We start from the raw sequence: 23,937 nt of genomic DNA on the forward strand, positions 1-23,937 counted from the left end.
TAATTAAAATATAAATCCAACTCCAAGCTGAGCACTTACCCAACTCGCTGATGCTTCAGTCGTAATTGTTTCATCTGAGCTTTCTAATGCCATTAGGTTATAAATAAATCGTGCAGAGAAGTGTAGGCCACTACTTGCTCGATAAATTAGGCCATAGCTTGCATTAAAGCCAATCCCTGATAATTCAGTACCGAAAGCCTCTGAGTCACTTATATTATAAGTAAGATGTGCCTGAATTTCATCGTAAATAGACTTAATATTGATGAAGTCGTTGATTAGGATTGAGCGTCTACTTAGCCCTGCTCCGACTGAGTAAACACTTAGGCTTGCATCAAGGTTATCAAATTGTGTTACACTCGCAACATCAAGTGTATTAAGAGCGCCGTAGAGATTTAGTGAATACCTTTCGCTGTAAAATGTAATTGTACCACTGATTGTATTTGTCGAAGCAAATTCACTTAAGTTTGTAATTCCACCATAATTAAATTCAAGTGAGAAATTATCATCTTTGATATTATAGCGTGAAAGTTCATAGCCATAATCTTCATCAGTGATATTGATATCTTCAAAACTTGTTAAGTCTTGTGCAAAACTAGTTGAGGCTAGTGTTAATAAAAGTAGAGTAGAGATAAAACTTAACTTTTTCATTATTGTCCTCCTCCCTTAATAATGGCCTTATCAAAGGCTTGGTCAGGAAGATTTTCTAGACCTACAATTTGGGCCAGTTCAACTCTCTTGGCCAGGTATTGAAATTTAATAATCGACTCTCTCGTTAGTGAGTCAAAGTAGTCCTGCATCGCTAATTGGTACTCAAGATAACGTGTCTTACGATTTGTATATTGATAAAGAGCTGTCTCCATTCTCTTTTTTAACGAGTCATTACGGGATTTAATAATATTTAGATGCTCAACTGCAGAGTTTAAAAAGTTGAAGATATTAACAATGGCCTCTTCAACCTTTCTTCTTGTAAGACTTAAATCATACATGGCCTTTTCTTTTTCTAGTCTTGCATTTGCAAGTTTTCTACGATTAAAAAGTCCACCGTCCCCAAAGATTGTCCAACTTGCGTTTAAGCTGGCCACAAGATCAATATTTGAATTACCAACTGATGTCGTGTAGTAGTCATTTGTTACAGAGCTGCCGTCAAAAATTTGAGAGTAAGTTCCAAAATTTACTGTGATTTTTGGCAGCGGAAGATTATCTCTAACTGCTATTTCATACTCGCGATTCTTAATATTTCTTTCGACTTTCTTATCAAGAATAAATGGTGAAACTTTTCTCGCTGTAGCGATGGCATTGTCTCTGCTATAAGTCGACTTTTCGTATTGATAATCGTCTTTGATGAAATAAAGTGTTCCCGGAGGATCATTTAAACGTTTGGCCATATCTTCTGAAGCGATATTTTCATTTGTCTTAGCGTCAGTATAGGCTTCTTGAGCTCTTAAGTACTCTGAGCGAGATTGGTAGTATTCGTGTTTTGTAATTTTCTTTTGTAATACTTTTTCTCGGTTCATACGATAAACAAGAGTAGCGCGTTGAAGGTATTGGCGAGCAATGATCTTCAAGTCTTTAGCGTGAATCAGTCTTACATATTCACGAACGAGTTCCTGTTTAAACTCACGAAGCGTTTCTTTGTCGCGGTCAATTTGACGCTCAAGTGATTCTTTTTCATTCTTATAATTAAGGTAGTCCTTACCCCAATTGAAAAGCGTATATTCTCCAAGCTCCAGTCCAACACTTCCGCTCGCTGTACGAGGTAGGCGAGTTAAGTCATTACTTCCACTCTTAAGTGTTCCAATTCGCTGTGGGTTTAGTTGCAAGTTAATTTTTGGATTAGGCGTCCAGAACTCTTCTTTTGTATCCTTTAATCTATTTTTTAGAATCTCAATATTTTTGCGACGGATAACATTGTCTTGGTAGCTTCTCATTCCTTGCTCGATTACTGTTCCAATATCGAGTGGACGATAAGCATTTTCATCAACTTTATCTTCACTGGCCTCTTGGATAAAGATTTCAGGAGATTGTTCTAATGCATAAGAAAAGCTTGATAGAAATAGGTAGGCGCAAACAAAGCCTATTGTTTTAGTCATAAGTGAAGTCCCTCTCATTTAGCTAATTGCTAATTTTGTGCGTCTGCTAAAATTATGACTTGCGTGATATGAGATGGCAACACTTGCTCGCTAGAGAGTCAATCCTGGACATCCACGGCGAACAATTTGTTCTTCGAGCTTAATAACTTTCAAGTTCGTAATCTTTAATTCTTGGATGACGCGGTATTGATTGTCTCTTAGCTTTGAGGAAATCGACTTTTTATTATCAGGTGTCGTCTTTAGAAGATTCTTGTTTCGATCTAAGAGAAAAAGCAGTCTTTGACGGTGTTCAACTTTTTCTTGTCTTTGGTTCATTAGTGAGTCGCAACGACGAGAAATACTTGGGTCAGTAATAATTGAATCGGAAATAGTTTGCGCATTAAGTCTATTCTCAATTGAGGCCGTATAAATAAAAACAATGGCACTGAGTGTTAAGGCGAAGTATTTCATGAGATTTATGATATCACACTTTGCAAGTATCACAGGTATTTGTTATTATTTACTGTCAAAAAGGTAAATAATGAACTTAAAAGCTTTGGTATTAATACCATCAAGATTCGCCTCGACTCGTTTCCCCGGAAAACCTCTAGCAAATATCGCCGGCAAGGCAATGGTCTCTCATGTTTATGATGGATGTGCTGGTATTGTTGAAAATTTTCCTGGTTCAAAAGTTTGTGTCGTTACGGATAATGATGAAATTGAAAAAATGTTAAATGAGTCTGGCCGCAATGTGGTTCGAGTCGATGATGATGTTCCGTCGGGAAGTGAAAGAATCTTCTTGGCCTACGATCGTTTTTTTAAAGATGAAAAGTATGACTTCGTTATCAATGTGCAAGGTGATGAGCCATTGATTAAAGCTGACTTACTAACTGAACTATTGCGAATTCATAATTCTCAAAATTTTGATGTAGCGACTGTTATAAAAGAGATGTCGATTGATAATGATCATGAGGATTACTTAAATCCAAATAAGGTGAAGGCCGTCTTTTCAAAAGAGAAAAATATTTGCCATTACTTTACAAGAAGCCCTCATCCATTCAATCGTCAAAAGACACCGGGGCTAAACTGGTATTTACATATTGGTATCTATTCATTCAAACCAGAAGTCCTTAAGAATTTCTGCTCTCTAGGTGAGTCGACTAATGAGAAGATTGAATGTTTAGAGCAATTAAGACTACTTGATAACGGCTACACAATTGGTGCCGCAATTACAGATATGACATTATGTGGAGTTGATACTCCGGAAGATATTCCATTCGTGGAGGGAGTGATAAATGGCAAATAGCCAAAAGAAGTATATTTTCATTACTGGTGGAGTTACAAGTTCTCTTGGAAAAGGCTTAGCAGCTGCATCGATTGCATCTTTACTAGAAAGACGTGGAATTCGCATTAATATGCTTAAGATGGATCCGTATATCAATGTTGACCCAGGGACAATGAGTCCGACTCAACACGGAGAAGTTTTTGTAACGGACGATGGTGCTGAAACAGATCTCGATCTTGGTCACTATGAAAGATTCACTTCTTTAACACTTTCAAAACAATCAAACTTTACGACAGGTCAAGTTTACCTAGAGGTCATTGAGAAAGAAAGAGAAGGGAAGTATCTTGGTAAGACGGTTCAAGTTGTTCCTCACATCACGGATGAAATTAAACGTCGTATTCATATTGCAGCAGAGGATGCAGATATTCTAATCGGAGAAATCGGTGGAACTATTGGAGATATTGAATCTCTTCCATATGTTGAATCAATTAGACAATTTGCTCATGACGTTGGACAAGAGAATGTTTTATTTGTTCACCTTGTTTTAATTCCTTATTTATCTGCAGCGGGAGAGTTAAAGTCCAAACCAGCTCAACACTCAGTTAAAGAGCTTCGTTCACAAGGTCTATTCCCACATATTATTATTTGTCGCAGTGATCGTGAGATCGATCAGTCGATTATGGATAAAATCTCACTATTTTGTAACGTACCAAAAGACAATGTATTCCAATCTCTAGACTTGGATTCAATTTATAAAGTACCACTTAACTTCCATTCTCAAGGGCTAGATGAAAAGATCACAAAGATCTTAGGGATTTGGTCTTCATCGCCAAAGATTGATGACCTTGAAAAGGTTGCATATAACTTCGATCATCCACTAAGAGAGGTGAAGATTGGTGTTGTTGGAAAGTATACGGAATTAGTAGAGTCGTACAAGTCTCTGGATGAGGCCTTAAGACACGGAGCTCTTGCTCACCAACTTAAGCTTGTTCCTGTATATGTTGACTCGGAAGATATTGAAAAAGAAGGAGCAGATAAGCTTCTTAAAGATGTACAAGGTATTCTTGTACCAGGTGGTTTTGGAGAGCGTGGTACGGAAGGGAAAATTTCGGCCATTCGTTTTGCTCGTGAAAATAAAGTTCCATTCTTTGGAATATGTCTAGGAATGCAGCTTGCAATTATTGAATATGCTAGAAATATTTGTGGATTAACAGATGCTACATCAGAAGAATTTAATGCTGGTGGAGATCTTTTAGTTCACTATATGGAAGGTCAAACTCGCGATGGTGCTAAAGGTGGAAGTATGCGCCTTGGTAGCTATGAGTGTGAGCTTCTTGATGGAAGTCGCGCAAGACAGATGTATGGTGAAAAACTAATTAATGAAAGGCACCGCCATCGTCTAGAAGTTAACAACTTCTATGTTGAACAATTAAAAGAGTGTGGTCTTGTTATTAGTGGAAAGAATCCTGAACTTAACCTCGTTGAAACAATTGAGATTAAGGATCATCCTTTCTTCTTTGCATGTCAGTACCACCCAGAGTTTAAATCGAGGCCATATGCGGCCCACCCAGTATTTAGTGAATTTATTAAAGAGGCAGATAAATATGGAAAATAAAAAATTTGATCTATTCATGGGGACTTGTGTAATCGAGTCTGAACAAATGTGTATGGATGTTTGTGGACGTCTTTTAGAAATGCTTGAGCCTGTAAAGGATGAAATCAACTTTTCTTATAAAGGGAGTTTTGATAAGGCAAACCGCTCATCAATCGATTCTTTCAGAGGTCCTGGACTTGAAAAAGGTCTTCAGATCCTTGAAAAAGTGAAGAAGCAATATGGAGTGCAATTAATCACAGACTTTCACACTGCTGAACAAGCCGATGCTGTTGCAAGTGTTGTTGATACAATTCAAATTCCAGCATTTCTTTGTCGTCAAACAGATATGATCTTAGCAGGTGCTGAAGCTTGTAAGAAATACGACGCTCAACTTAAGATTAAAAAAGGGCAATTCCTATCTCCTGAAGAGACAGGAAATATCGTTAAGAAGGCCGAAGAATTTATTTCAAAGGATAAGATCCTCTTAACTGAGAGGGGAACATCTTTTGGTTACAATAATCTTATTGTAGATATGGCAAGTTTCCAAATCATGAAGTCTTTTGGTGTTCGTGCAATTCACGACGCTACTCATTGTGTTCAAAGACCTGGAGGTCTAGGGACTTCAACTGGTGGAAAGCGTGAGCAGATTCTAACTCTTGCTCAAGCGGCCGTGGCAGCAGGTGCAGACGGAATCTTTATGGAAGTACATCCGAATCCAAGTGAAGCTAAGTCTGATGCGGCCACAAGCCTGCCTCTAGACCAAGCGGGTGTTATTATCCAAAGACTATTAAGAATTAGAAACGCTATTACGGAATAATTAATGGATTTATTTACAAAAGCTCAAAAATATAAAGAAAAATTAAAAGATATTAAAGTACTCGCTTTTGATATTGATGGAGTTCTAACTCCAGGTCATGTTTGGTACCAAGATGATGAGATGGGATTTAATCGCTCGTCACACACTTCGGATGGCTATGCTTTAAAACTACTTATGAAAGCAGGATTTAAAGTTGGTGTTATTTCTGGAGGTGCATCAAAAGGTGTTCAAGAGCGTTTTGTGAATAACTTAAAACTTGATTTTGCCTTCTTGGGTGACGAGGATAAAAGAGTCGCATTTAAAAAAGTCTTAGATCTTGGATTCAAACAAGAAGAAGTACTTTTTATGGGTGATGAATTCTTTGATGTTCCTCTACTAAAAGCAGCAGGATTTGCTGCAACAACGCCACATGCATCTCACGAGATTCAAATGTATTGTGACTATGTAACGCAAAGAGAAGGTGGACACGGTGCTGTTAGAGAAGTTATTGATATCTTCCGCTATGTCCATGGCATCGTTCCTGAAGTTTTAGACTTTGACGGAAGTCCTATTGATTTTAAGGATACATGGCCAAAGTAGGAGTTGATTAAGTATGGATTTAACAAAACTAAAGGCCTTATTGGATGACCAATATGAATGGCCAGCAGTCTATAATTTTAAGTTTATTGGAAATGAGACAAATCGTGATGAGTTAATCATGGCCGTAGGAGAAAAGCCTCACCATGAAAAACCATCTAAAACAGGCAAGTACATCTCTTTCACATTCAATGTAAAGTGCAATAGTTCTGATGAAGTGTTAACGATTTATGAAAGAGTCGGGCGCCTACATGGTATACTAGCACTATGACAAAAGATAACTTTGAATATAAAACAGCTCTAGTTGTTGGAGCTGGTGCTTTCGGAACTTCGATTGCATCAATTCTGGCAAATAAATTTGAAAATGTAATTTTAAAGGTACGCTCAGAAGATATCTATAAAGATATTAATGAGGACCGTATCAATTCTGTCTATCTTCCTGGTATTAAGCTTGACGCTAATATTAAGGCAATCCTTGATTGGAGTGAGCTAGATCCTAGTGAAGAAGATAGTTTAGAGCTTATTGTTTCAGGGTTACCTACTCACGGAATTAGAACTTTCTTTAGTGAAAACCTTGTTCGCTTTAATAGCTACCTTGGTAAAGGCATTCCTTTAATTAGTCTTTCAAAAGGGATTGATCCTGATACTCTTGAGTTAAGTGATGATCTACTAAATGATTTCTTTCCGCATTATCGTGACAATATCACATTCTTATCTGGCCCAAGTTTCGCAAAAGAAATTATGGAAAAACAGATTACTCTTGTCACAATCGCAGGACGATCTAAAAAAGTGTTAATGGATGTTGCCACTAAATTAGAAACTCCATATTTTAAGGCCCTGCCAAATTACGATATAAAAGGTGTCCTTCTAGGTGGTGCTCTTAAAAACGTTTTGGCCATTGCTGGTGGTATCGTTGAAGGCCTAGGCTACAATCACAATACGCGTGCCGCTATGATTACTCGTGGAATCGTCGAAATGCTACGCTTTGGTAAGGTATTTAACGCTCGTCCTGAAACATTTTATGGCCTAAGTGGAATGGGGGATCTCATTCTAACAACAACAGGTGGACTGTCTCGTAACAAAACTTTTGGACTTGAGATCGCTAAGGGGAGAAAGCCTCTTGATATTATCAATTCACAACGTACAGTTGTTGAAGGTTATAAGACGACAAAAGCGGCTTTCTTGCTAGCTGAAAAATATGAAATTCGCGCACGAATTTTTAAAGGACTTTATGAAGTTCTATACAATGATGCAAACGTTGAAGAAGTTCTAAGTCAACTAATGCAGGCACCTATTAAGTTTGAAATCGATTAAGATTTAATTGGAAAGAGCACTGTAAAAGTTGTTCCCTTATCTACCATACTATCAACTTCGATTGATGCCTTCATTTTTTGTGCAGAGTGCTTTGCAATGGCAAGTCCTAGGCCTGTTCCACCAGTATTGATACTACGAGATTGATCAACACGATAGAAGCGTTCAAAGATTCTTGCGATTTTATCATTTGGTATACCAACACCTTCATCAGTAATTGCAATATAACGATGATTTTCTCTTTGACCACTTTCAATAGTAATTTGAGTATTTTCTCGCGAGTACTTAATCGCATTTGATACGAGGTTCGAAATACAGTGATATAGTAGCTTACCATTAGCAACGATTGTATCAGCTCCCGTATTTGAGTAATTTACACTCATATTCTTTGCATTTATTTTGAGCTGTTGATCATTAATGAGAGCATTAATAAACGAAGGAAGATTAATTTCTTCTACTTCAATTTTTCCTTCATTTTCAATCTTTGATAGTGAAAGAATTCCATTGATTAACTCGTCAAGGCGATCAACGTTTTGAATAACGATATCCATAATCTCTTGTTGATCTTCGTCCGTATTAATGGACTTTAGAGTTTGAGTATAGCCTTTAATCGATGTCAGAGGTGTCTTAATCTCATGTGAAACATTTTCAAAGAAGTCACGTCTCATATTATTTACATCTTGAAGTTTTGTAATATCACTAAAGTAGAAAAGAATCTCTTTGTCTTTATTCTTAGATTCAATATCGCTAATCTTTAACTGGAATGAGTTTGTTTTCCCACTAACTTTTGTTAAGGCGATTTGAGTATTATGGATCAGATTGGCCTGGTAACCATTCTTTCTTATAAGATTAATAAAGTCATAGTCTCTAATAATACTAATAAGTTCTACGCCTCGATATCGTCCATTAAAAGGTGCAAAAGATTTCTTAAATGCATTATTACAGAAAATAACTCTGCCCTTACTATCAGATACAACGACAGGGTCATCTATTGAGTTAATAATGACTGAATAATACTGTTTTGTATTAAAGAGATCTCTTTGAAGCTTTCGTCTCTTATTGAAGTTCTTAATAGACTTAGACTCAATATAATCCCAGTAATCACGACTATCAGTAGTATCAATAACTCCTTTCATTCTAAAAATATGAAAGAGGTCGTATAGAGGAGTAAAATAGTGGCGGAAGAGAAAGAATTGTCCTGCAATAAAGAGAATTCCTAAGATTCCCATCGCCATAAAGAGTTTGGAAAAGACTTCTGATGAAATTAGTTTTAGTGCATCAGACTCAATCCTTAAAAAGAGAGTATAGCTCTTTCCTTTTGAGTGAAGTACACGGTGATGATAGATATATCGATCATCACTATCATATTCGCCAATAATAATATTTTTAAAATCCTCAATCTTAAAGCTTGGAGCCGCACATCTAATCGTACGATTTGCATTTAGAATATAAAATTGTGTTCTCTTTGTTTGTTTGTCACACATTTTCGCAATACCATCTTGGCGTAGCGACTGTAATTCCTGATCTACGATCGAGTGAATAAAGTTATCTTTAAAGTTTATGATAAAGAATGTGCCCAGAAAGAGTAGGGATAAACAAAAGATTAGCGTTTGATAAAAGATGATATCATTTAGAAACTTTATTTTAAGGAAGTTAAAAAAGTTATTCTTCACTCTTTACTCGATATCCTATCCCGCGAACTGTTTCAACAACTTTTGATTTACTTCCAAGCTTCTTACGAAGAGCGAAAACATGAGTGTCAACAGTGCGGTCTGTAACATAAATATTTTCACCTTTGATAAGATCAACGATTTGTTTACGTGTAAAAACCTTACCTGGAGAAGAGATTAGGACACAAAGAATTTTAAATTCAGAAACTGTCAGCTTAATTTCTTTTTCATCAATAATAGTTTTTACTCCATCGACATCAACTTTTATTCCCATATGGTTATATGTGTTCTTGTTGTTGATTGGAGAGCTTGTGTGATGACTTTCAACTCGTCGTTTTAGACTGCTTACTCTTGCCTTTAGAATTCCAATATCAAAAGGCTTCGTAATATAGTCATCAGCACCGGCATCAAGTCCTTCAATAATGGATTCGCTAGAAGTTAAGGCAGTAACAAAAAGAATTCCTACATTCTTAAGCTTCTTAGTATTTCGAATATACTGACAAATTTGTACACCACTAAGGTCCGGCAGCATGCGATCCAAAACAAAAAGCTCGTACTGATTATTCTCAATAGCAGTGATGGCATCATTACCTGTATTTGCCATGTCATAATCAATGCCTATGGCCTTAAGGTTTACCCCAATTAGTTTTGCGATTGATTGTTCGTCCTCTACAATTAGTGCTTTCATTATTTGCCTTATTGATCCTCTGTATGTCTTACGTCTTTACCTGACTCTAAGAAGATTATATCTTCACAAATATTTGTTGCGTGATCACCACATCTTTCAAATATTTTCGAAACACGAATGACAGCAAAACCTTCATCAACTTCTGCCTTTCCATCTTTAAGAAGTTGATAAAACTTCTTCACTAGATCTCTATGAAGAGAATTAACTTCGTGATCGGCCTTGATTACATCTGTTGCCATTTGAATATTGTTAGAAGCAAAGGCAATTAAACTCTTTCTTACCATCTCAAAAACTTCCGCTTGAATGATACTGCAATGTTTTTCTCTATTTGAAATTCGCATTAAGTAGCGCTTTAAGTTAACTGCTTCATCTCCGAGTCTTTCAAGTTCAGAGTTGATCTTCATGATGGCCAATGCCGTTCTTAGATCAATTGCAGTAGGCGACTTAAGAGCGATAAATTTAAATACATGATCATCCACAAGCTTATGAAATTCATTGATTTCATTTTCAAGCTCATAGAGATTTTCCATTGTTGATTTTTCATCAACTGCAACATGTAGAATCTTTTCTACAATTGCGGCCATTTCTGTAATATCTTTTCTTAGTGTTTCAACAGTCAATTCCATTGAATGCTCCTTAGCCAAAACGGCCAGTGATATAATCTTCAGTTTTCTTTTCTTTTGGATTGGTAAAGACATCACTACTTAGTCCATGCTCAATAAGCTCTCCAAGGATAAAGAAACTTGTATAGTCTGCAATACGTGCTGCCTGTTGCATATTGTGTGTAACAACGATTACCGTATAGTCTTTCTTTAGTTCACTCATAAGATCTTCGATCTTTCCGGTCGCAATTGGATCAAGGGCCGATGTCGGCTCATCCATTAATACGATTGGCGGGTTTGTCGCTAGTGTTCTAGCAATACAGAGTCTCTGTTGCTGACCACCTGATAGTGAAGTTCCTTCTTGATGAAGTTTATCTTTTACTTCATTCCATAAGGCCGCTTTCGTTAGACAATTATAGGCGATTTCATCGAGTTCACTTTTTTTCTTCTTTCCCCAAAGTCTTGGCCCGATGACAACATTGTCATAGATACTCATGGCCGCAAATGGGTTAGGCTTTTGAAAAACCATTCCAATTTTTCTGCGAATTTCAACAGGATCGGCAGATGGAGCGTAGATGTCATTTCCTTCAAGAATAACCTCTCCTGAAACACGTGCACCTTCGACTTCTTCATGAATACGATTTAGGGTTCTAATATAAGTTGATTTACCACAACCTGAAGGGCCAATAATCGCATTGACAGTATTCTTATGGTACTTAAGATCAATACCTTTTACAGCGTGAAAGTCTCCAAACCATGCTTGAATATTTTTTACATCTAATATGATATCGCTATTTGCCATTATGATTTCCTCACAAAGAATTTCTTAAGCTTCTTTGAATTGAATAAGAATTTTGCACTTAAGTTCAGTCCAAGAACAATAATAATTAGGGTGAATGAACCGGCCCAAGCTTGTTGTTGCCATTCTTTATATGGACTGATTGCGTAGTTATAAATTTGTACCGGAAGTGAGGCCATTGGACCTGTTACATTGTAGCTCATGTACATGCTTCCAAATGCCGTAAATAATAGGGGGGCTGTTTCTCCGGCCGCACGTGATATTGCTAGAATAACACCTGTCATGAGAGAGTTTCTTGATCCTTTAAGAATAATATTGAAGATAACTCGCCATCTTGGAAGTCCAAGAGCAAGTCCTGCTTCTCTAACATGTCTAGGGATTAGCTTTAAGATTTCCTCCGTTGTTCTAGTCACAATAGGAAGAATAATAATACTTAGAGCAAATGCTCCGGCCAGTGCTGAAAATGATTTAAAGCTTACAACAAATATTAGATAAGAAAAGATACCAACTACAATTGAAGGCACGCCTGTTAAAAGATCGATTGTAAATCTAAGGGCCGTTGCAATTTTACTTTTCCCGTATTCACTTAAGTAGACACCACATAGTGTTCCAACTGGAACCGCAATTAGTGAACCTATTGATACCATAATAAGAGTACCTAGGATGGCATGTCTCATACCACCACCGATTTCTCCAACTGGTTTAGGATCATTTAAAAAGAAGTCTAAACTTATTGAAGTTGAACCTTTTTGAAGAAGGAAAATAAAAACTAAAATTAACGGTAGAATCACTAATAAAGCAGAAAGAACTAACAGTCCCTTAAAAATTAGATTCTTTATGACACGACTTTTTGAGAGTTTCACTTTGATGCTCCCTTTGTTTGCTTCCATACAATTGTACGTGCTACTAAGTTAACTACAAAAGTAACGACAAATAAGAGAAGTCCAACGAGGCATAGAGCGGATAAGTGTAGATCACTTTCTGCTTCTGCATATTCATTTGCCATAACTGAGGCCATTGTTGAAGCTGGAGCAAAGATTGATTTAGTGATTTGAGGAGTGTTACCAATAACCATGGCCACGGCCATTGTCTCTCCAAGGGCGCGTCCTAAACCTAGAACTAGTGCTCCTACCATTCCTGAAAAGCTTGGCCTTAAAACTGCAATTTTAATCATCTCAAATTTTGTGGCCCCAAGCCCTAGGGCAGCTTCTTTGTGGAGTATATTAACTGAACGAAATACCTCTCGTGCAACAGATGTGATAGTTGGGATAATCATAATGGCCAAAATAATTGAGGCCGTAAGAATACCAATCCCAAAGCTTGGGCCTTGGAAAAAAGGTAAAAATCCAAATACTGCCTTTAGGGCAGGAGTTAGAAGGTCTTTAACAAAAGGAGCTAAGTAGTAGAGGCCCCATAAACCAAAAATGATACTTGGAACGGCCGCAATAAGTTCAACAAAAGTTCCTAGAATACTTGAAATTGATTTAGGTAAATATTCTGTAATAAAGAGGGCCACTGCAATACTAACAGGACCTGCAATTAGAAGGGCAAGAAGTGAAGTAACAACAGTACCAAAGATAAATGGAAGTGCCCCAAACTCGTCATCAATTGGATTCCAGAAATCATCGAAAATAAATTTAAATCCAAACTCACTAAATGCTTCACGACTGGCATAGAAAAGCTGACCAATCATAAGTATCAGTAGAATAATGACAATAAGTGAAAAAAAGCGAAGTGTTATATAGGCCAACTTATCCTGTTTTGAAGGAGAAATTGGCCCTAATTTTTTAAGTAGGTTCATTAAAGAGATTTTACCCTTTCTAATACCTTTTTGGAAAGTTCAGTTGGTAGGGGAGCATAGTAAAGTTCTTTAGCATAACTTTGGCCTTTACTAATTGCCCATTCAACGAATTTGTAAATCTCAACTCTTTTCTGGTCTTTTTCTACCATTGGTAGAAGGATATACGTCAGAGCACTGATAGGATATGAGTCTTTAGCGCTGCTGTTAATAAGTGAACCTGTTAACTCTTTTCCAGTTGTTTTAAACTCTTTAGCTGAAGCTGATACGGCCTCAACAGTTGGATTGATAAAGATACCAGACTTATTCTTAAGGGCCACTGTCTTAATATTATTCTTTCTAGCGTGAGCAAGATCCATATATGTGATTGAACCCTTAGTGTTGCTTACAATTGAAGTTACACCATCATTTCCTTTTGCTCCAACTCCAGTTGGCCAACGAAGTGATTTACCCGTACCAACTCTTTGCTTCCACTCTGTGCTGACTTCCACAAGGTAGTCTGCAAAGTTCTTCGTTGTACCTGATCCGTCTGCACGACGAACAACAAGAATGTCATCAGATGGTAGAGTTACACCAGGGTTAAGAGCTGCAATTTGCTCAGCATTCCACTTTGTAATTTTACCTAAGTAGATATCTACAAGAGTTGCACCATCAAGCTTAAGCTCATCTGGAATTTGTGGGTGATTATAAGCAATGGCAACGGCGCCAAGAACCATCGGAACGTGTAGAACTGGCCATTTTGCTTTCTTCTTATCTTTTTCTTTCATTGGTGCGTCTGATGCACCAAAATCAACAGTCTCTTTTAAAAGTTGGCGTATACCACCACCTGAACCAATTGGTTGGTAATTGAATTGAATTTCTGGATGAATTTTCGAGTATTCAGAAAACCATTTTGAGTAAATAGCATATGGAAATGATGCTCCAGCTGCGTTGATCTTTAAAGCGAAAGTACTTGAACTCGCCAGCAGTAGGCAAAGTGCAATTATTCTCTTAATCATGTGTGTCTCCTAAATTCAGTGTTTTCTTGAATTTAGCACATGGTAAATATGGTGTTTATTAAGATTTTGTTAAAAAAAAAGGGCGACATTGTCGCCCTGCGTGATTATTGTAATGTATTTGATACGTAAAGTCTGAAGGACTTATCTTGATTACGACGAATCGTACAGATTCCTTCTTCTCTTTTGTTTACGAGATACTCGTAATAATCAGGTAGAGTGTCCTGAATTTCAAGGATTGATTTTCCTTCGTGCTCACCAAAATCGATAAAGACGTTTTCTTCTGCGATAATTCCCGTAACTGGGCTTACTTCGTTGGCCATGTTCCCTCCCTGGATCATTTAGCAATCTATAGTTTTATTTAAATATATGTAATTAAAAATATATTAACCGGTTCCTTGGTTAATTATTATTTTGAAATATTTGAAACGTAATGAAAAGTTTTTTTTACTTGACTGAACTTGTAAAGAAATTCCTGAAATAGTTAATGATAATTTTAAACTCGTGAGGGTAGTCTTTACTAATATGTGTGCGTACTTTTTCTAGAGCATCAAAAATTGTTAAAGCCTCTCTATATGGGCGTGGAGAGATCATCGCCGCTACGATATCACAAATATTAACCATGATTGTTTCAAAACCTGTCACTGTTAAGTTTTTTAGATACTGATTATCTGAATCATACTTATCTAGAATACTGAACGTGTGATGGTTTTCTATTACTTTCATGTGAGCAGGGCTTAGTTGAATACGACCTTGTAAAATTCTCGCTGAAATTATTGGATGTTTTGCAAGTAGTACCTTATCCATCTCTGATAGGTTCTCTTTGTCATATTTATCAATTGGTATGGCAGACATTCCAATATCTTTAAAATAACTCGTGATAAAAAAGTTCTCAATATCTTTGTCATTATAAAGTTGAGATGTCTTTAATATCCCTACAAGAAAAATTGATGAAAGTAGGGGTTGTGCAAAAATATAATGATGACCTTGGGCCGCAAAAAAACGATAGAGCGCTTCGTGCATTTTTGGATTCTTAATCAAGAAAGATGCCAGTACTTTTAAGCTTTGATACTGAAGATTGAGGGCATTATCATCAGTAGGATCTTCAAAGAGATATCGAAGGTTTATGGTAATAAGATTAAGTTGATTCTTACAATTTTGATAAGTATCACCCATTGAAAAAGAGCGAGTTACTTGCCTGAGGCAATCTTGTTGCAGCTCTTTTAGTTCTTGCCTTTGTTCTTTGCTTGCAAAAACAATCGTGTGACCTCTTTCAATCATCTCTTTAAGAGTGTCATTAGAAACATATGTTCCACGGTAGAGGTTGTGCTTAAACTTACCATCTTCGAAGATATAAACATCACAAGGTGTTGTCGGAATATTAAAAAGCTCCCTAATCGTAAAAGGGGTCAAGTTTAGTGCCAAATGTGATTTACGGAATATATCCTCTGCTCTCATGTTCATATTATAGCTTAAGTCGCTAAAATCATTAAATACCAAGAATAATAGGCAATATTTCGCAATTTTGTAATTTCTTGGAAAAAGCCTAACGTTCTAAGTTAAGAGCCCGAAATCAATAGAATATAAAGGCTAATTTTAATAAGGCTCGAATTTATTAACTAAGTTGCTATATTGGTTGAATACAACGAATGTTGAGCTAATTTTGACAAGAGAGAAGGCCATGAGTGCGCTTAAGAATCTAGAAGATTACATTGCTGATCCGAAATTATTTGAATCAATTCAACTATTTGATGATAGTTCGTACAGTTTACACTGGTCGAATTGGTCGAAATTAATTTGTGCAATGAAAGAGCGTCATATCAATGGTGATTCTTCAATGAGTATTGAAGAAGTGAAGGAAGAGCTTGAAACTTTCAAAGAAATTCCTGTATGGCTTGTTAATAAGAAAGGTGAGATGGAGACGACTCTATTTGATCTTTATAACTTCTATATAGACCCAAGGCTTAAGCACTTATGGTTTGATGTTAATAAGCAAACTCTTATTTCTCTTAAGCATAAGGCCGGTCCATTCATGCATCTCCATTCAATGAGATGGGTTGATTACGATATCTACAAATTATTTGTATATGACCGTCTATTAAATAATCTTTCTCTAAGTCATCGCGACTTTAGAATGAACACAAATTTAAAAGCAAAATTTTCATTTTGGAATTCAATATTAAAACCTGTTGATGGACAGATTGTTCAGTTGAGTCGCAAGGGAATCCTTGTATCAATTGAAGGTCATAAGAACTTCTTAAGTCTATCGCAGTCCGACCAAATATCTCTTAGTGCTGAGGTTGGGGGACTCCTCAGCGCTACAGGGAAAAAATTCGAAGAATTTGATGAAGTTATTGGAAATTGTACAAGAGCAAAAACAGTTAAAATTGATTTCGATGAGAATATCTTTAAGGACTTAAATGCTCTTGAGACATGTAAAGGGGAGACATATTATATGTTCATTCCTTTTGCTAAGTTTCCAATCAAGCACCACCGCATTGGAAAAGCTATCCAACACGTCATTGATGAAGTTGAAGGCGCAGCTTCTCAAATTCTTAACAATTTAATCGACTAGTAAATAATATTATTCAAAGGGCTTGGTCTAAAAGATTTAAGCCTTTTGTATAATACATTTAGATACTCTTTGCTTACTAAGAAAGGGTGCTCTCTATTTGAAGCTCGTATAATAAAGTTCTCTTTTTTCTCAATATTAAGATCTGGAAGACTAGTTAATACCCAAGAAAGATCATATTCAATCTCTTCACCAGTTTTAATTTTTACAATAACTTTATAATATGGCTTAGCAAGATAGCGCTCAATTGCACTGTCCATTTTTTCAGTACGCTTATCAAGGATTGAATTTGATTTAAAACTCGTTAGCTTAACTAGGAACTCTTGGACTGCTTCATCATCAAGGGCCTTATTTCCTGATACCCAGATGTCTTTATCATTACGACTAAATTCAAAACGTAGTTTGCCTGAGTTTATAACTTTAACACCTCTGATATCGCTTGGAGCATAACTAAAGACTCGTGAGTCAATAAGTGATGGAAGGTCGATTTTCTCAAGTGAAAACTTAACGGCATTAACGTGGTAGATCGCATTGTCTTTATCGCTTACAACATATGTAGAGTTATCGATAGGATTGATAAGTCCAAATGAGATCGTTTCATCTTCTCCATTTTCACCCTTTAATGTAACAATTGAAGTTGGATTATCTAGGGAGAAGTTTGAAAGGTTGATTGGATCTTTTGGAAAGATCTTTTTAATCTTTACATTTTTTAGTGAGTCTAAAAGTTTATTAATGATTGCTTCATTAGCATTGATTCTTCTAGGCTTCGTAATAATCCATTGGTTTTTATTTTTAGCAAGACTAAATCGTCCAAGGTTTGATTGAAGTGAAATATCCTCAACCTTATCAATCTGATCACTTGTGAAAAGAAATTGGAGATTAGAAAGTTCTTTAGATGTAATAACCGGTGCTTGAAAAAACTCACTAATAACTGCTCCAAATAGGAGAGTAATAAAGAGTATTGAGACAAGACTAGCTGAAAAGTAATTACGTTTTATATTTTGCATAAGAAATTCTAGAATTCTTATTCGAGATCGTCAAAGAGATCGAAGTCGTCATCGCCACCTGAGCTACTTTCTTTGCTGGCCGCTACTGCCGCCGGCTCTTCTCTAACTTCTGGCTCAATAGATTTGATGAAATTTCTAAGAAGTGTACGTTCACCCTCTTTAAGAAAAGTGAACTTTATCCCTGTTCTAAATGGCATACTCGTTTGAGAGATAATGCGACTTTTCATGTTGTAGCTACGAGAAAAGACAACCACACCATTTAGGATGATACGATTTGGAATTTGAATATCAACGACAATTGATTGGCCCTGAGTAAATTGTCTTTCGCAAAAGAAATACATCCCATCCATATAAAGTTCAGATAGGAGAATATTGCCGACGTAGACCTTTTCTGGAGGTAAATCAGGAATAAATTGCTTGATGATTTTCGTTTCTTTTATCGGAGTAACATTGTCTCCAGACATGGCAGCATCTGCCAAAGCTTGTGGATCAAGTGCTGCTTCTTCACTTTCAATACTATCATTGATTGGAAGTTCACCTTTATCTTTATAAGTCTCAATAAGGTCATCAATATTAGGCTTTTCACCATTCTTGTACCTTAGTTTTACCGCTGCTTCTACTTCATCTCGAAGTGTCCAAACGTTAACTTTGATTCTTTTAATTAGGACTGGGTCGCTACTTTTACCGTGTATCATTAACTAACATTTTCTCACATTTTCAATATTTTGTATCTTTTGAAATTTTTGCCTCTGAAAGGGTGCTAAACTACTTGATAGACAATTATTTAAAAGTCTTAGCATAGGGTCTCCCATGGAAGGGAGATAAAAAGATTAGGAGGATCTAATGAGATTAAACGCATTTTTAGCACCAGCTGTTGTTTCAGCGATGGCACTTTCTCCACTAGCTGCTGATTACGTTCCAGGTGAACTAATTGTTAAGCTAAAGAAAGATGTTTCAGTTGAAAGTTTCTTTGGACAATCATTACATGGAAGTTCACTTGACCGTCGTATCGAGCTTACGTCAGGGGATCTTTATGTTGTTAAATTTAACGAGTCTCTTGTATCAATTGATTCAATTGCAAAGCAGATGAATGAAAGAGCAGAAGTAGAATATGCAGAGCCAAACTTTATCTACAAAATCGTTAAGCCAATCGTAAACACAAATGTATTAGAAGAAATCTTAAGCTATAACACAACTTCAGATGAAGGTGTTTACTACACGCCAGCAGATGAAAAATTTGGACAACTTTGGGGTCTAAAAAATACAGGTTCTAATGCTCCAAGAGGTGTTTCAGGTGTAGAAGGTGCTGACGTTGATGCACTAAGAGCTTGGGAAATCACTCAAGGTGATCGTGCAATTAAAATCGCAGTTATCGATACAGGGATTGATTACAACCACCCAGATCTAAAAGATCAAATGTGGACAAACGAAGGTGAGATTCCAGGTAACGGAATTGATGATGATGGAAACGGATATATTGATGATGTTCACGGATACGACTTCGCAAATAACGATGGTGATCCAATGGACGGACACTCTCACGGAACACACTGTGCTGGTACAATCGGTGCTTCACATAACGCAATTGGTGTTGCTGGTGTAATGAGAGATGTTCAATTTGTTGGGATTAAATTCCTAACAGATAGCGGTTCAGGTTCAACTGAAGCGGCAATCAAGTCGATTGATTATGCAACAAAAATCGGTGTTGATATTATGTCTAACTCTTGGGGAGGCGGTGGCCGCTCAGAAGCTCTTAAAGAAGCAATTGAAAGAGCAAATGCTGCAGGTATCGTATTCACAGCTGCTGCTGGTAACTCTTCTACAGATAATGATTCACGTCCACACTACCCATCAAACTACAATGTTGATAACGTAATTTCTGTTGCAGCTACAACTGCTGCTGATGAACTAGCAAGCTTTTCTTGTTATGGACGCTCAACTGTACACATCGGTGCTCCAGGACACGAGATTCTATCAACTGTTATCAACGGTAAATATGCTTCTTACTCAGGAACTTCAATGGCAACTCCACACGTTTCAGGTGTAATCGGACTTTTCCTTTCAGAAAATAAAGGACTAACTCCACTACAAGTAAGAAATAAAGTTATGGTAACTTCTGATCCTGTTGCTGCTCTTAGAGGTAAGACAATCAACGCTGGACGTATCAATGCTTACAATCTTCTTACAGATACTATTCCTGAAAGAAATGAACCAAATCCAGAAGATTGGCAAACTGTAGATGTTGCATCTTTTGAATCAGAACATCCATATACTGAAAACCAAACTCTTGAAACAACTTACACAGTTGAAGGTGCAAAGTTTATGAGAGTTAGAGTTCGTAAATTTGATCTTGAGAATCGTTATGACTTTATTGAAGTTAGAGATGCAAGAGGTGTTCTAGTTGAGAAAATTACTGGAGCAGGTGAGAACTATACTTCTTTCTTCGCTGAAGGTGATACTTTAAAGCTTATCTTCAAGTCTGACCGTTCAGTTCAGAAGTGGGGATTTGTTATTGATCAAGTAGATGTTCAATACTAAGAATTTTTAAAATTCACACAAATAAAAAGGCCAGCTAATGCTGGCCTTTTCTTTATCTATATAACTTTTAAGTTAAATCTAATTAAGCGTTCCAAAGGTGCTTGTACTTCTTTAGGAACTTAGAAAGTGAACCAACTTTATCTAGAGTTCTAATTGCTCTAGTTGAAAGCTTAAGCTTAATTGTTTCACCAGTTACAGGATCAAAAACTCTCTTCGTTTGTAGGTTTGGTTTTTGAGTCATTTTTGTTCTATTTTTAGCGTGAGAAACTTTGTTACCAACAAGTCTTCTTTTTCCAGTTAAATCACATGTACGTGCCATCACTTCATCCTTATTTATTTATATAAACTCTACATTAATATATGGGTTATTAGGTTGTAGAATATAAACATAACGTCGTAAAAGTGCAACTACTTTTGTACAAATTGCGTAATATCCCATGGTTTTTACTGCAAAAAATCAAAGTTGTTTGGACATAGCAGCGAAATATCGTTATCATATAATTATTATTAAATGTAATTCTAGATAGTTAGAACTTTTTTCGAGGAAAGAGATTTGAAAAAACGAATATTATTGTTTTTGTCAGTCTTGGTCTTAATGGCCCTCGGTTACTATTTCTATACTTACTACAATGACGAATACCATCCTGAGGCCCTAAGAGAGCAGTATTCACAGAATGCTCCGGTGGCCTTCACTAACCGTGAATTACCAAAGAAAAAGTTTGTCCCGCGAAAGCAATTTCATGAAAAGAGTGATTATAAAAGATCTGACGATGAGGTCGTTGCGTTGGTTGGGCTCGGTATGGACAATGGTGTTTTCTCTGAGCTGAGTGGTTCAATAGAAGAGCTTAGAAAGGCCAATATTGATTGTGAACAGACTTATAATGATTATATGCCTCCTGCTCAAATCATAGATCCAAATTCTGGCTTTTACGCAAAAGAAGACGGCAATGTTTTGAGTCTCCTTAATCGTGCGATGGATTTATTAATAAATATCGAAGGTAGAGCTATTGCAAAACGCTTTCCTGAACTTGCTCAAGAGGCTTTGGATAGTGTTGATGAGATAAGTGAAGATGATATGGCAAAGATTATGCGCGCTCCACTTGTTTGTCGCCAATCAAATATTACAGTTCTATTTGAAACACTAATTGAAATGTCTAGTGAAGGTAAAATTACTGACAACCAAAGGGCCGAGATTGTGGGCAGTATGGTTAATAAATTAGTTGTAAGTCTTGAAAGTGATAGCTTACAAGATAATATCTTAATGTCACTTACTCTATTAAAGGCCCTTGGAAGTTTATCAAGCAAGAATGACGAATACTTTTCTGAACTTGAGTCGATTTATGATGAGATGGCCGCGACGCAAGTTGGGATAATGAAAGATTCAGATAAGAAGGCAAAGGTTGTTAATCCTGGAGAGATCTATCGTAATTACCGCGAAAGACAACGAGGCTTTTCTTCGTCTGTAATTGAAATTCTATATATTAGTTATCCTGAATATCTAAATGATTAATTACTCTTCCATGCAAAGATAGGTACTTTTTTTAGAGGCACCTGCTTTAAGACAAAGATCTTTAATCTTTCCTAATATCCACATTCTCATTGGTCTTGGATAGCGAATCTTTCCATCTTCACCCTTAGTAAGTTCTGAATGGAAGTATGTTGTTTGTGGATAGTTCTTCTTGACCTGTGAATAGACATCTTTCGTAAAGCGTACAACACCAATGGAAATATACTCAACTTTACTTAAGGGAATCACACTGCTTAGTTCACTAATTAGCTCTTCATATTCACTTTCAAAACTTTCACTGTGTATCACAGGATCAAAGTGAATACCGATGGGGTGACCTGCTTCATAAAGGCTTTTAATGGCCTTTAGGCGGGCCGCAAGACTTGGTGTCTTTAGGTCGTGAGACTTAATCTTATTCTTTGGCGAAAGAGAAAAAGAAGTGATGAAGTTTGGCAGTGGCTCTAGTTTTAGAAGCTCTTTTATATTTGCTGATTTGGTTCTAAGTTCAATGTAGCAGTGAGGATTTTTCTTTGTAAATTTGTGGTAGTAATCTAGCTCTCCAGTTAGGTGAGTTAGGGCAAGAGAGTCACTAAACTCGCCTGCGTGAAACCACATATTCTCATCCGATTGTTCAGCAATTTTTTGCATCTCACTTATAATCTCTTCGTGATTCACAAAGAGAACAAGGTCAGGAGTATTGAAATAACCTTGAAGGTAGCAGTAGTCGCACTCATAGATACAGTTGTAAGCGTGGATAAAGTAGTAGTGAGGCTCTCCTGAGATACCGTAGGCATTGGGAGCCTCTTTAACAAGTTGGCCTTGCTTTCTTGCAATAAAGAGATTTAGAGAATCTCTCTTTTGTAAGTAGGGCTTTTTAACTCTGCCCCAAATATCAGCGTAATTTTCGATTATTTGGACTGTAGCCTTTGGAAACTTAAGTGGAAGCTGATTTGAGATCAGAGAATTTTTAATTGAATCTTCGATAAAGATTTTCTCGATCTTCAAAGCTTTTCTCCATTCATAAGGGCGTTGAATTTTTGCCAATCAATCTTTGAAAGCTTCTTTTGTAGATCAAGGATTTCATTTTCAGAATTGATTTTAGTTCTAAGGTTTAGCACAACTTTTTCAAGAGAAGGATCATAAGATAATTCATTTTTATCAAGTCCTGTTCCTTTGATAAAGTTATCTAGTTGTCTAATAATCTTAGTACGAGTCGGATAGAGTTTCTCTTTTAAGAAGTCTCTAAGCTCGAGGGCCTTCTTCTTTGGGGTTGTCTCTAATGCTTGAATATCTTTAAATGTGCTTAAGTTTAAAAGATCACTTAAACTCATATCATACTTAATAAGAATTTGTTGTACGAGATTTTTTACTTCGCGCTCAAGTGAGAGTGTAAAGTAAAATGCATCATCATTTAGTAGAGCAAGATCGTCACTTTGTAATTTTTCTTCACTTGTAAAAGACTCAATAAAGTAGCGGTAAAGCTCTTGGGAATAATCCTGGGCATGCTCTTTTATATATTCACAAATAGGTGCATCAGTGACGTGATCCGAAATCAATTTAAAAACTCTAAGTGGTGTTTGAAATTTTTTTGCAGCAAGACCGATGGCCCATGCTTCGCGATCGGCCAAAGGGGCAAAGTGTGAAAGTGATTTTGCTAATTCGCTATCAAGAACTCTTTCATTTGCAGTGATAAGATCTAGCTTAGATGAGCTTTGTTGGCATTGAAAACTTTTGAATTCCTCTTGCCCGTAGATTGTTCTGATTTCAAAAATCTCACCCTGCTTAAGATCAGCATTAAATGAAGCACATATTCCAAGATTGATGATTTGACCTATTTGAATTGCCTGGTTTTTAAGGATACCCATAGCATATGTGAGGGCCATGAGAACGTTCTGTGGGCCTTCTCCAGTCAGAATTAAGCCGTAGCTCTTATCTGCACATAAGTAGAGGTCATTAAAGTCTGGATGTGATTTAAAATCCATCTCTTTTAAAAATGTTTGAGCTTCGCCGCGGTGGGCAAATACAAGTAAATCCATAACTAGGAAATAACGTTTATCTTGTCGGTGCGTCAAGTCTTTACGCATTTAGGCGAAATAGATATTCATGACT

Annotated in this window: 26 protein-coding genes; 9 read left to right on the forward strand and 17 right to left on the reverse strand. The window is 36.6% G+C overall.

Annotation, left to right across the window (positions count from 1 at the left end; genetic code table 11):
• Window positions 1–3 precede the first annotated feature (3 nt).
• The 3 genes from ACMAWV_RS05825 to ACMAWV_RS05835 all read right to left on the reverse strand — a co-directional run bounded on the left by ACMAWV_RS05825 (window position 4) and on the right by ACMAWV_RS05835 (window position 2,540).
• Window positions 4–648 (reverse strand): hypothetical protein, encoded by a 645-nt coding sequence (locus tag ACMAWV_RS05825; RefSeq protein ID WP_103216709.1) that lies wholly within the window; start codon window positions 646–648, stop codon window positions 4–6.
• Window positions 648–2,090 carry a TolC family protein gene (locus ACMAWV_RS05830; RefSeq protein WP_392991311.1) on the reverse strand — a complete coding sequence of 481 codons (1,443 nt, stop codon included), beginning with the start codon at window positions 2,088–2,090 and terminating at the stop codon, window positions 648–650. Before ACMAWV_RS05830 ends, ACMAWV_RS05825 begins: the two co-directional genes overlap by 1 nt.
• Window positions 2,091–2,180: 90 nt before the next feature.
• Window positions 2,181–2,540 carry a hypothetical protein gene (locus tag ACMAWV_RS05835; RefSeq protein ID WP_103216711.1) on the reverse strand — a complete coding sequence of 120 codons (360 nt, stop codon included), beginning with the start codon at window positions 2,538–2,540 and terminating at the stop codon, window positions 2,181–2,183.
• 70 nt (window positions 2,541–2,610) lie between these two features.
• On the opposite strand from ACMAWV_RS05835, the gene ACMAWV_RS05840 reads away from it, so the two are divergent.
• Genes ACMAWV_RS05840 through ACMAWV_RS05865 form a run of 6 tightly spaced genes read left to right on the forward strand, consistent with a single transcriptional unit; the run spans window position 2,611 to window position 7,655 of the window.
• Window positions 2,611–3,375: a 3-deoxy-manno-octulosonate cytidylyltransferase gene (locus tag ACMAWV_RS05840; protein ID WP_103216712.1), complete on the forward strand. Its 765-nt coding sequence runs from the start codon at window positions 2,611–2,613 to the stop codon at window positions 3,373–3,375.
• Window positions 3,365–4,969, forward strand: a complete 1,605-nt coding sequence (locus ACMAWV_RS05845; protein ID WP_412469750.1) for a CTP synthase — start codon at window positions 3,365–3,367, stop codon at window positions 4,967–4,969. Before ACMAWV_RS05840 ends, ACMAWV_RS05845 begins: the two co-directional genes overlap by 11 nt.
• A complete protein-coding gene (gene kdsA / locus ACMAWV_RS05850) occupies window positions 4,959–5,765 on the forward strand; it encodes a 3-deoxy-8-phosphooctulonate synthase (RefSeq protein ID WP_412469749.1) in 807 nt (268 codons plus the stop codon). Before ACMAWV_RS05845 ends, kdsA begins: the two co-directional genes overlap by 11 nt.
• Before the next feature lie 3 nt (window positions 5,766–5,768).
• Window positions 5,769–6,344: a KdsC family phosphatase gene (locus tag ACMAWV_RS05855; protein WP_103216715.1), complete on the forward strand. Its 576-nt coding sequence runs from the start codon at window positions 5,769–5,771 to the stop codon at window positions 6,342–6,344.
• A gap of 13 nt (window positions 6,345–6,357) precedes the next feature.
• Window positions 6,358–6,612: a DUF493 family protein gene (locus ACMAWV_RS05860; RefSeq protein ID WP_233189678.1), complete on the forward strand. Its 255-nt coding sequence runs from the start codon at window positions 6,358–6,360 to the stop codon at window positions 6,610–6,612.
• Window positions 6,609–7,655, forward strand: a complete 1,047-nt coding sequence (locus ACMAWV_RS05865) for an NAD(P)H-dependent glycerol-3-phosphate dehydrogenase (RefSeq protein ID WP_103216717.1) — start codon at window positions 6,609–6,611, stop codon at window positions 7,653–7,655. The genes ACMAWV_RS05860 and ACMAWV_RS05865 overlap by 4 nt, the downstream gene beginning before the upstream one ends.
• Here ACMAWV_RS05865 and ACMAWV_RS05870 read toward each other — a convergent pair.
• The 9 genes from ACMAWV_RS05870 to ACMAWV_RS05910 form a co-directional block, all read right to left on the reverse strand.
• Window positions 7,652–9,325 (reverse strand): ATP-binding protein, encoded by a 1,674-nt coding sequence (locus ACMAWV_RS05870; RefSeq protein WP_412469748.1) that lies wholly within the window; start codon window positions 9,323–9,325, stop codon window positions 7,652–7,654. The genes ACMAWV_RS05865 and ACMAWV_RS05870 overlap by 4 nt on opposite strands.
• The gene (locus tag ACMAWV_RS05875; protein ID WP_103216719.1) at window positions 9,315–10,010 is read right to left on the reverse strand and encodes a response regulator transcription factor; all 696 of its coding nucleotides are present in this window, start codon (window positions 10,008–10,010) and stop codon (window positions 9,315–9,317) included. Before ACMAWV_RS05875 ends, ACMAWV_RS05870 begins: the two co-directional genes overlap by 11 nt.
• 8 nt (window positions 10,011–10,018) lie before the next feature.
• Complete coding sequence (gene phoU, locus ACMAWV_RS05880; RefSeq protein WP_392991318.1) at window positions 10,019–10,636, reverse strand: phosphate signaling complex protein PhoU; 618 nt, start codon at window positions 10,634–10,636, stop codon at window positions 10,019–10,021.
• Between the two features lie 10 nt (window positions 10,637–10,646).
• Window positions 10,647–11,414 carry a phosphate ABC transporter ATP-binding protein PstB gene (gene pstB / locus ACMAWV_RS05885; protein WP_103216721.1) on the reverse strand — a complete coding sequence of 256 codons (768 nt, stop codon included), beginning with the start codon at window positions 11,412–11,414 and terminating at the stop codon, window positions 10,647–10,649.
• Window positions 11,414–12,274 (reverse strand): phosphate ABC transporter permease PstA, encoded by an 861-nt coding sequence (pstA, locus tag ACMAWV_RS05890; RefSeq protein ID WP_103216722.1) that lies wholly within the window; start codon window positions 12,272–12,274, stop codon window positions 11,414–11,416. The genes pstB and pstA overlap by 1 nt, the downstream gene beginning before the upstream one ends.
• Window positions 12,271–13,212, reverse strand: a complete 942-nt coding sequence (gene pstC, locus ACMAWV_RS05895; protein ID WP_103216723.1) for a phosphate ABC transporter permease subunit PstC — start codon at window positions 13,210–13,212, stop codon at window positions 12,271–12,273. The genes pstA and pstC overlap by 4 nt, the downstream gene beginning before the upstream one ends.
• Entirely contained in the window at window positions 13,212–14,207 is a 996-nt protein-coding gene (gene pstS / locus ACMAWV_RS05900; RefSeq protein ID WP_412469747.1) for a phosphate ABC transporter substrate-binding protein PstS, read from the reverse strand. The genes pstC and pstS overlap by 1 nt, the downstream gene beginning before the upstream one ends.
• Window positions 14,208–14,311: 104 nt before the next feature.
• The gene (locus tag ACMAWV_RS05905; RefSeq protein WP_103216725.1) at window positions 14,312–14,527 is read right to left on the reverse strand and encodes a hypothetical protein; all 216 of its coding nucleotides are present in this window, start codon (window positions 14,525–14,527) and stop codon (window positions 14,312–14,314) included.
• 124 nt (window positions 14,528–14,651) lie between these two features.
• Complete coding sequence (locus ACMAWV_RS05910) at window positions 14,652–15,662, reverse strand: HD-GYP domain-containing protein (protein ID WP_146037759.1); 1,011 nt, start codon at window positions 15,660–15,662, stop codon at window positions 14,652–14,654.
• A 178-nt stretch (window positions 15,663–15,840) separates the two neighbouring features.
• Between ACMAWV_RS05910 and ACMAWV_RS05915 the strand changes: the two genes are divergently transcribed.
• Complete coding sequence (locus ACMAWV_RS05915; protein WP_103216727.1) at window positions 15,841–16,779, forward strand: hypothetical protein; 939 nt, start codon at window positions 15,841–15,843, stop codon at window positions 16,777–16,779.
• Here ACMAWV_RS05915 and ACMAWV_RS05920 read toward each other — a convergent pair.
• Together ACMAWV_RS05920 and ACMAWV_RS05925 are read right to left on the reverse strand one after the other, a co-directional pair.
• Window positions 16,776–17,783, reverse strand: a complete 1,008-nt coding sequence (locus ACMAWV_RS05920; RefSeq protein WP_103216728.1) for a DUF4340 domain-containing protein — start codon at window positions 17,781–17,783, stop codon at window positions 16,776–16,778. The two genes, ACMAWV_RS05915 and ACMAWV_RS05920, sit on opposite strands and share 4 nt — an antisense overlap.
• Before the next feature lie 17 nt (window positions 17,784–17,800).
• Window positions 17,801–18,478 carry a hypothetical protein gene (locus tag ACMAWV_RS05925; RefSeq protein ID WP_103216729.1) on the reverse strand — a complete coding sequence of 226 codons (678 nt, stop codon included), beginning with the start codon at window positions 18,476–18,478 and terminating at the stop codon, window positions 17,801–17,803.
• Window positions 18,479–18,626: 148 nt separating this feature from the next.
• On the opposite strand from ACMAWV_RS05925, the gene ACMAWV_RS05930 reads away from it, so the two are divergent.
• On the forward strand, window positions 18,627–20,321 hold the full coding sequence (locus tag ACMAWV_RS05930) for a S8 family serine peptidase (protein WP_103216730.1): 1,695 nt from the start codon (window positions 18,627–18,629) through the stop codon (window positions 20,319–20,321).
• Window positions 20,322–20,403: 82 nt separating this feature from the next.
• Here the strand turns inward: ACMAWV_RS05930 and rpmB are convergent, their stop codons facing one another.
• A complete protein-coding gene (gene rpmB / locus ACMAWV_RS05935; RefSeq protein WP_103216731.1) occupies window positions 20,404–20,640 on the reverse strand; it encodes a 50S ribosomal protein L28 in 237 nt (78 codons plus the stop codon).
• A 234-nt stretch (window positions 20,641–20,874) separates the two neighbouring features.
• Between rpmB and ACMAWV_RS05940 the strand changes: the two genes are divergently transcribed.
• Entirely contained in the window at window positions 20,875–21,831 is a 957-nt protein-coding gene (locus tag ACMAWV_RS05940) for a hypothetical protein (protein WP_412470792.1), read from the forward strand.
• Here ACMAWV_RS05940 and ACMAWV_RS05945 read toward each other — a convergent pair whose 3' ends face one another.
• Both ACMAWV_RS05945 and ACMAWV_RS05950 read right to left on the reverse strand, forming a co-directional pair.
• Window positions 21,832–22,833, reverse strand: coding sequence for an SPL family radical SAM protein (locus ACMAWV_RS05945; RefSeq protein WP_103216733.1), 1,002 nt, complete (start codon window positions 22,831–22,833; stop codon window positions 21,832–21,834).
• Window positions 22,830–23,864, reverse strand: a complete 1,035-nt coding sequence (locus tag ACMAWV_RS05950) for a hypothetical protein (RefSeq protein ID WP_412469745.1) — start codon at window positions 23,862–23,864, stop codon at window positions 22,830–22,832. Before ACMAWV_RS05950 ends, ACMAWV_RS05945 begins: the two co-directional genes overlap by 4 nt.
• Window positions 23,865–23,937: the final 73 nt, after the last annotated feature.

The organism is Halobacteriovorax sp. RT-1-1 (assembly GCF_047085455.1).
Taxonomy (GTDB): Bacteria; Bdellovibrionota; Bacteriovoracia; order Bacteriovoracales; family Bacteriovoracaceae; genus Halobacteriovorax_A.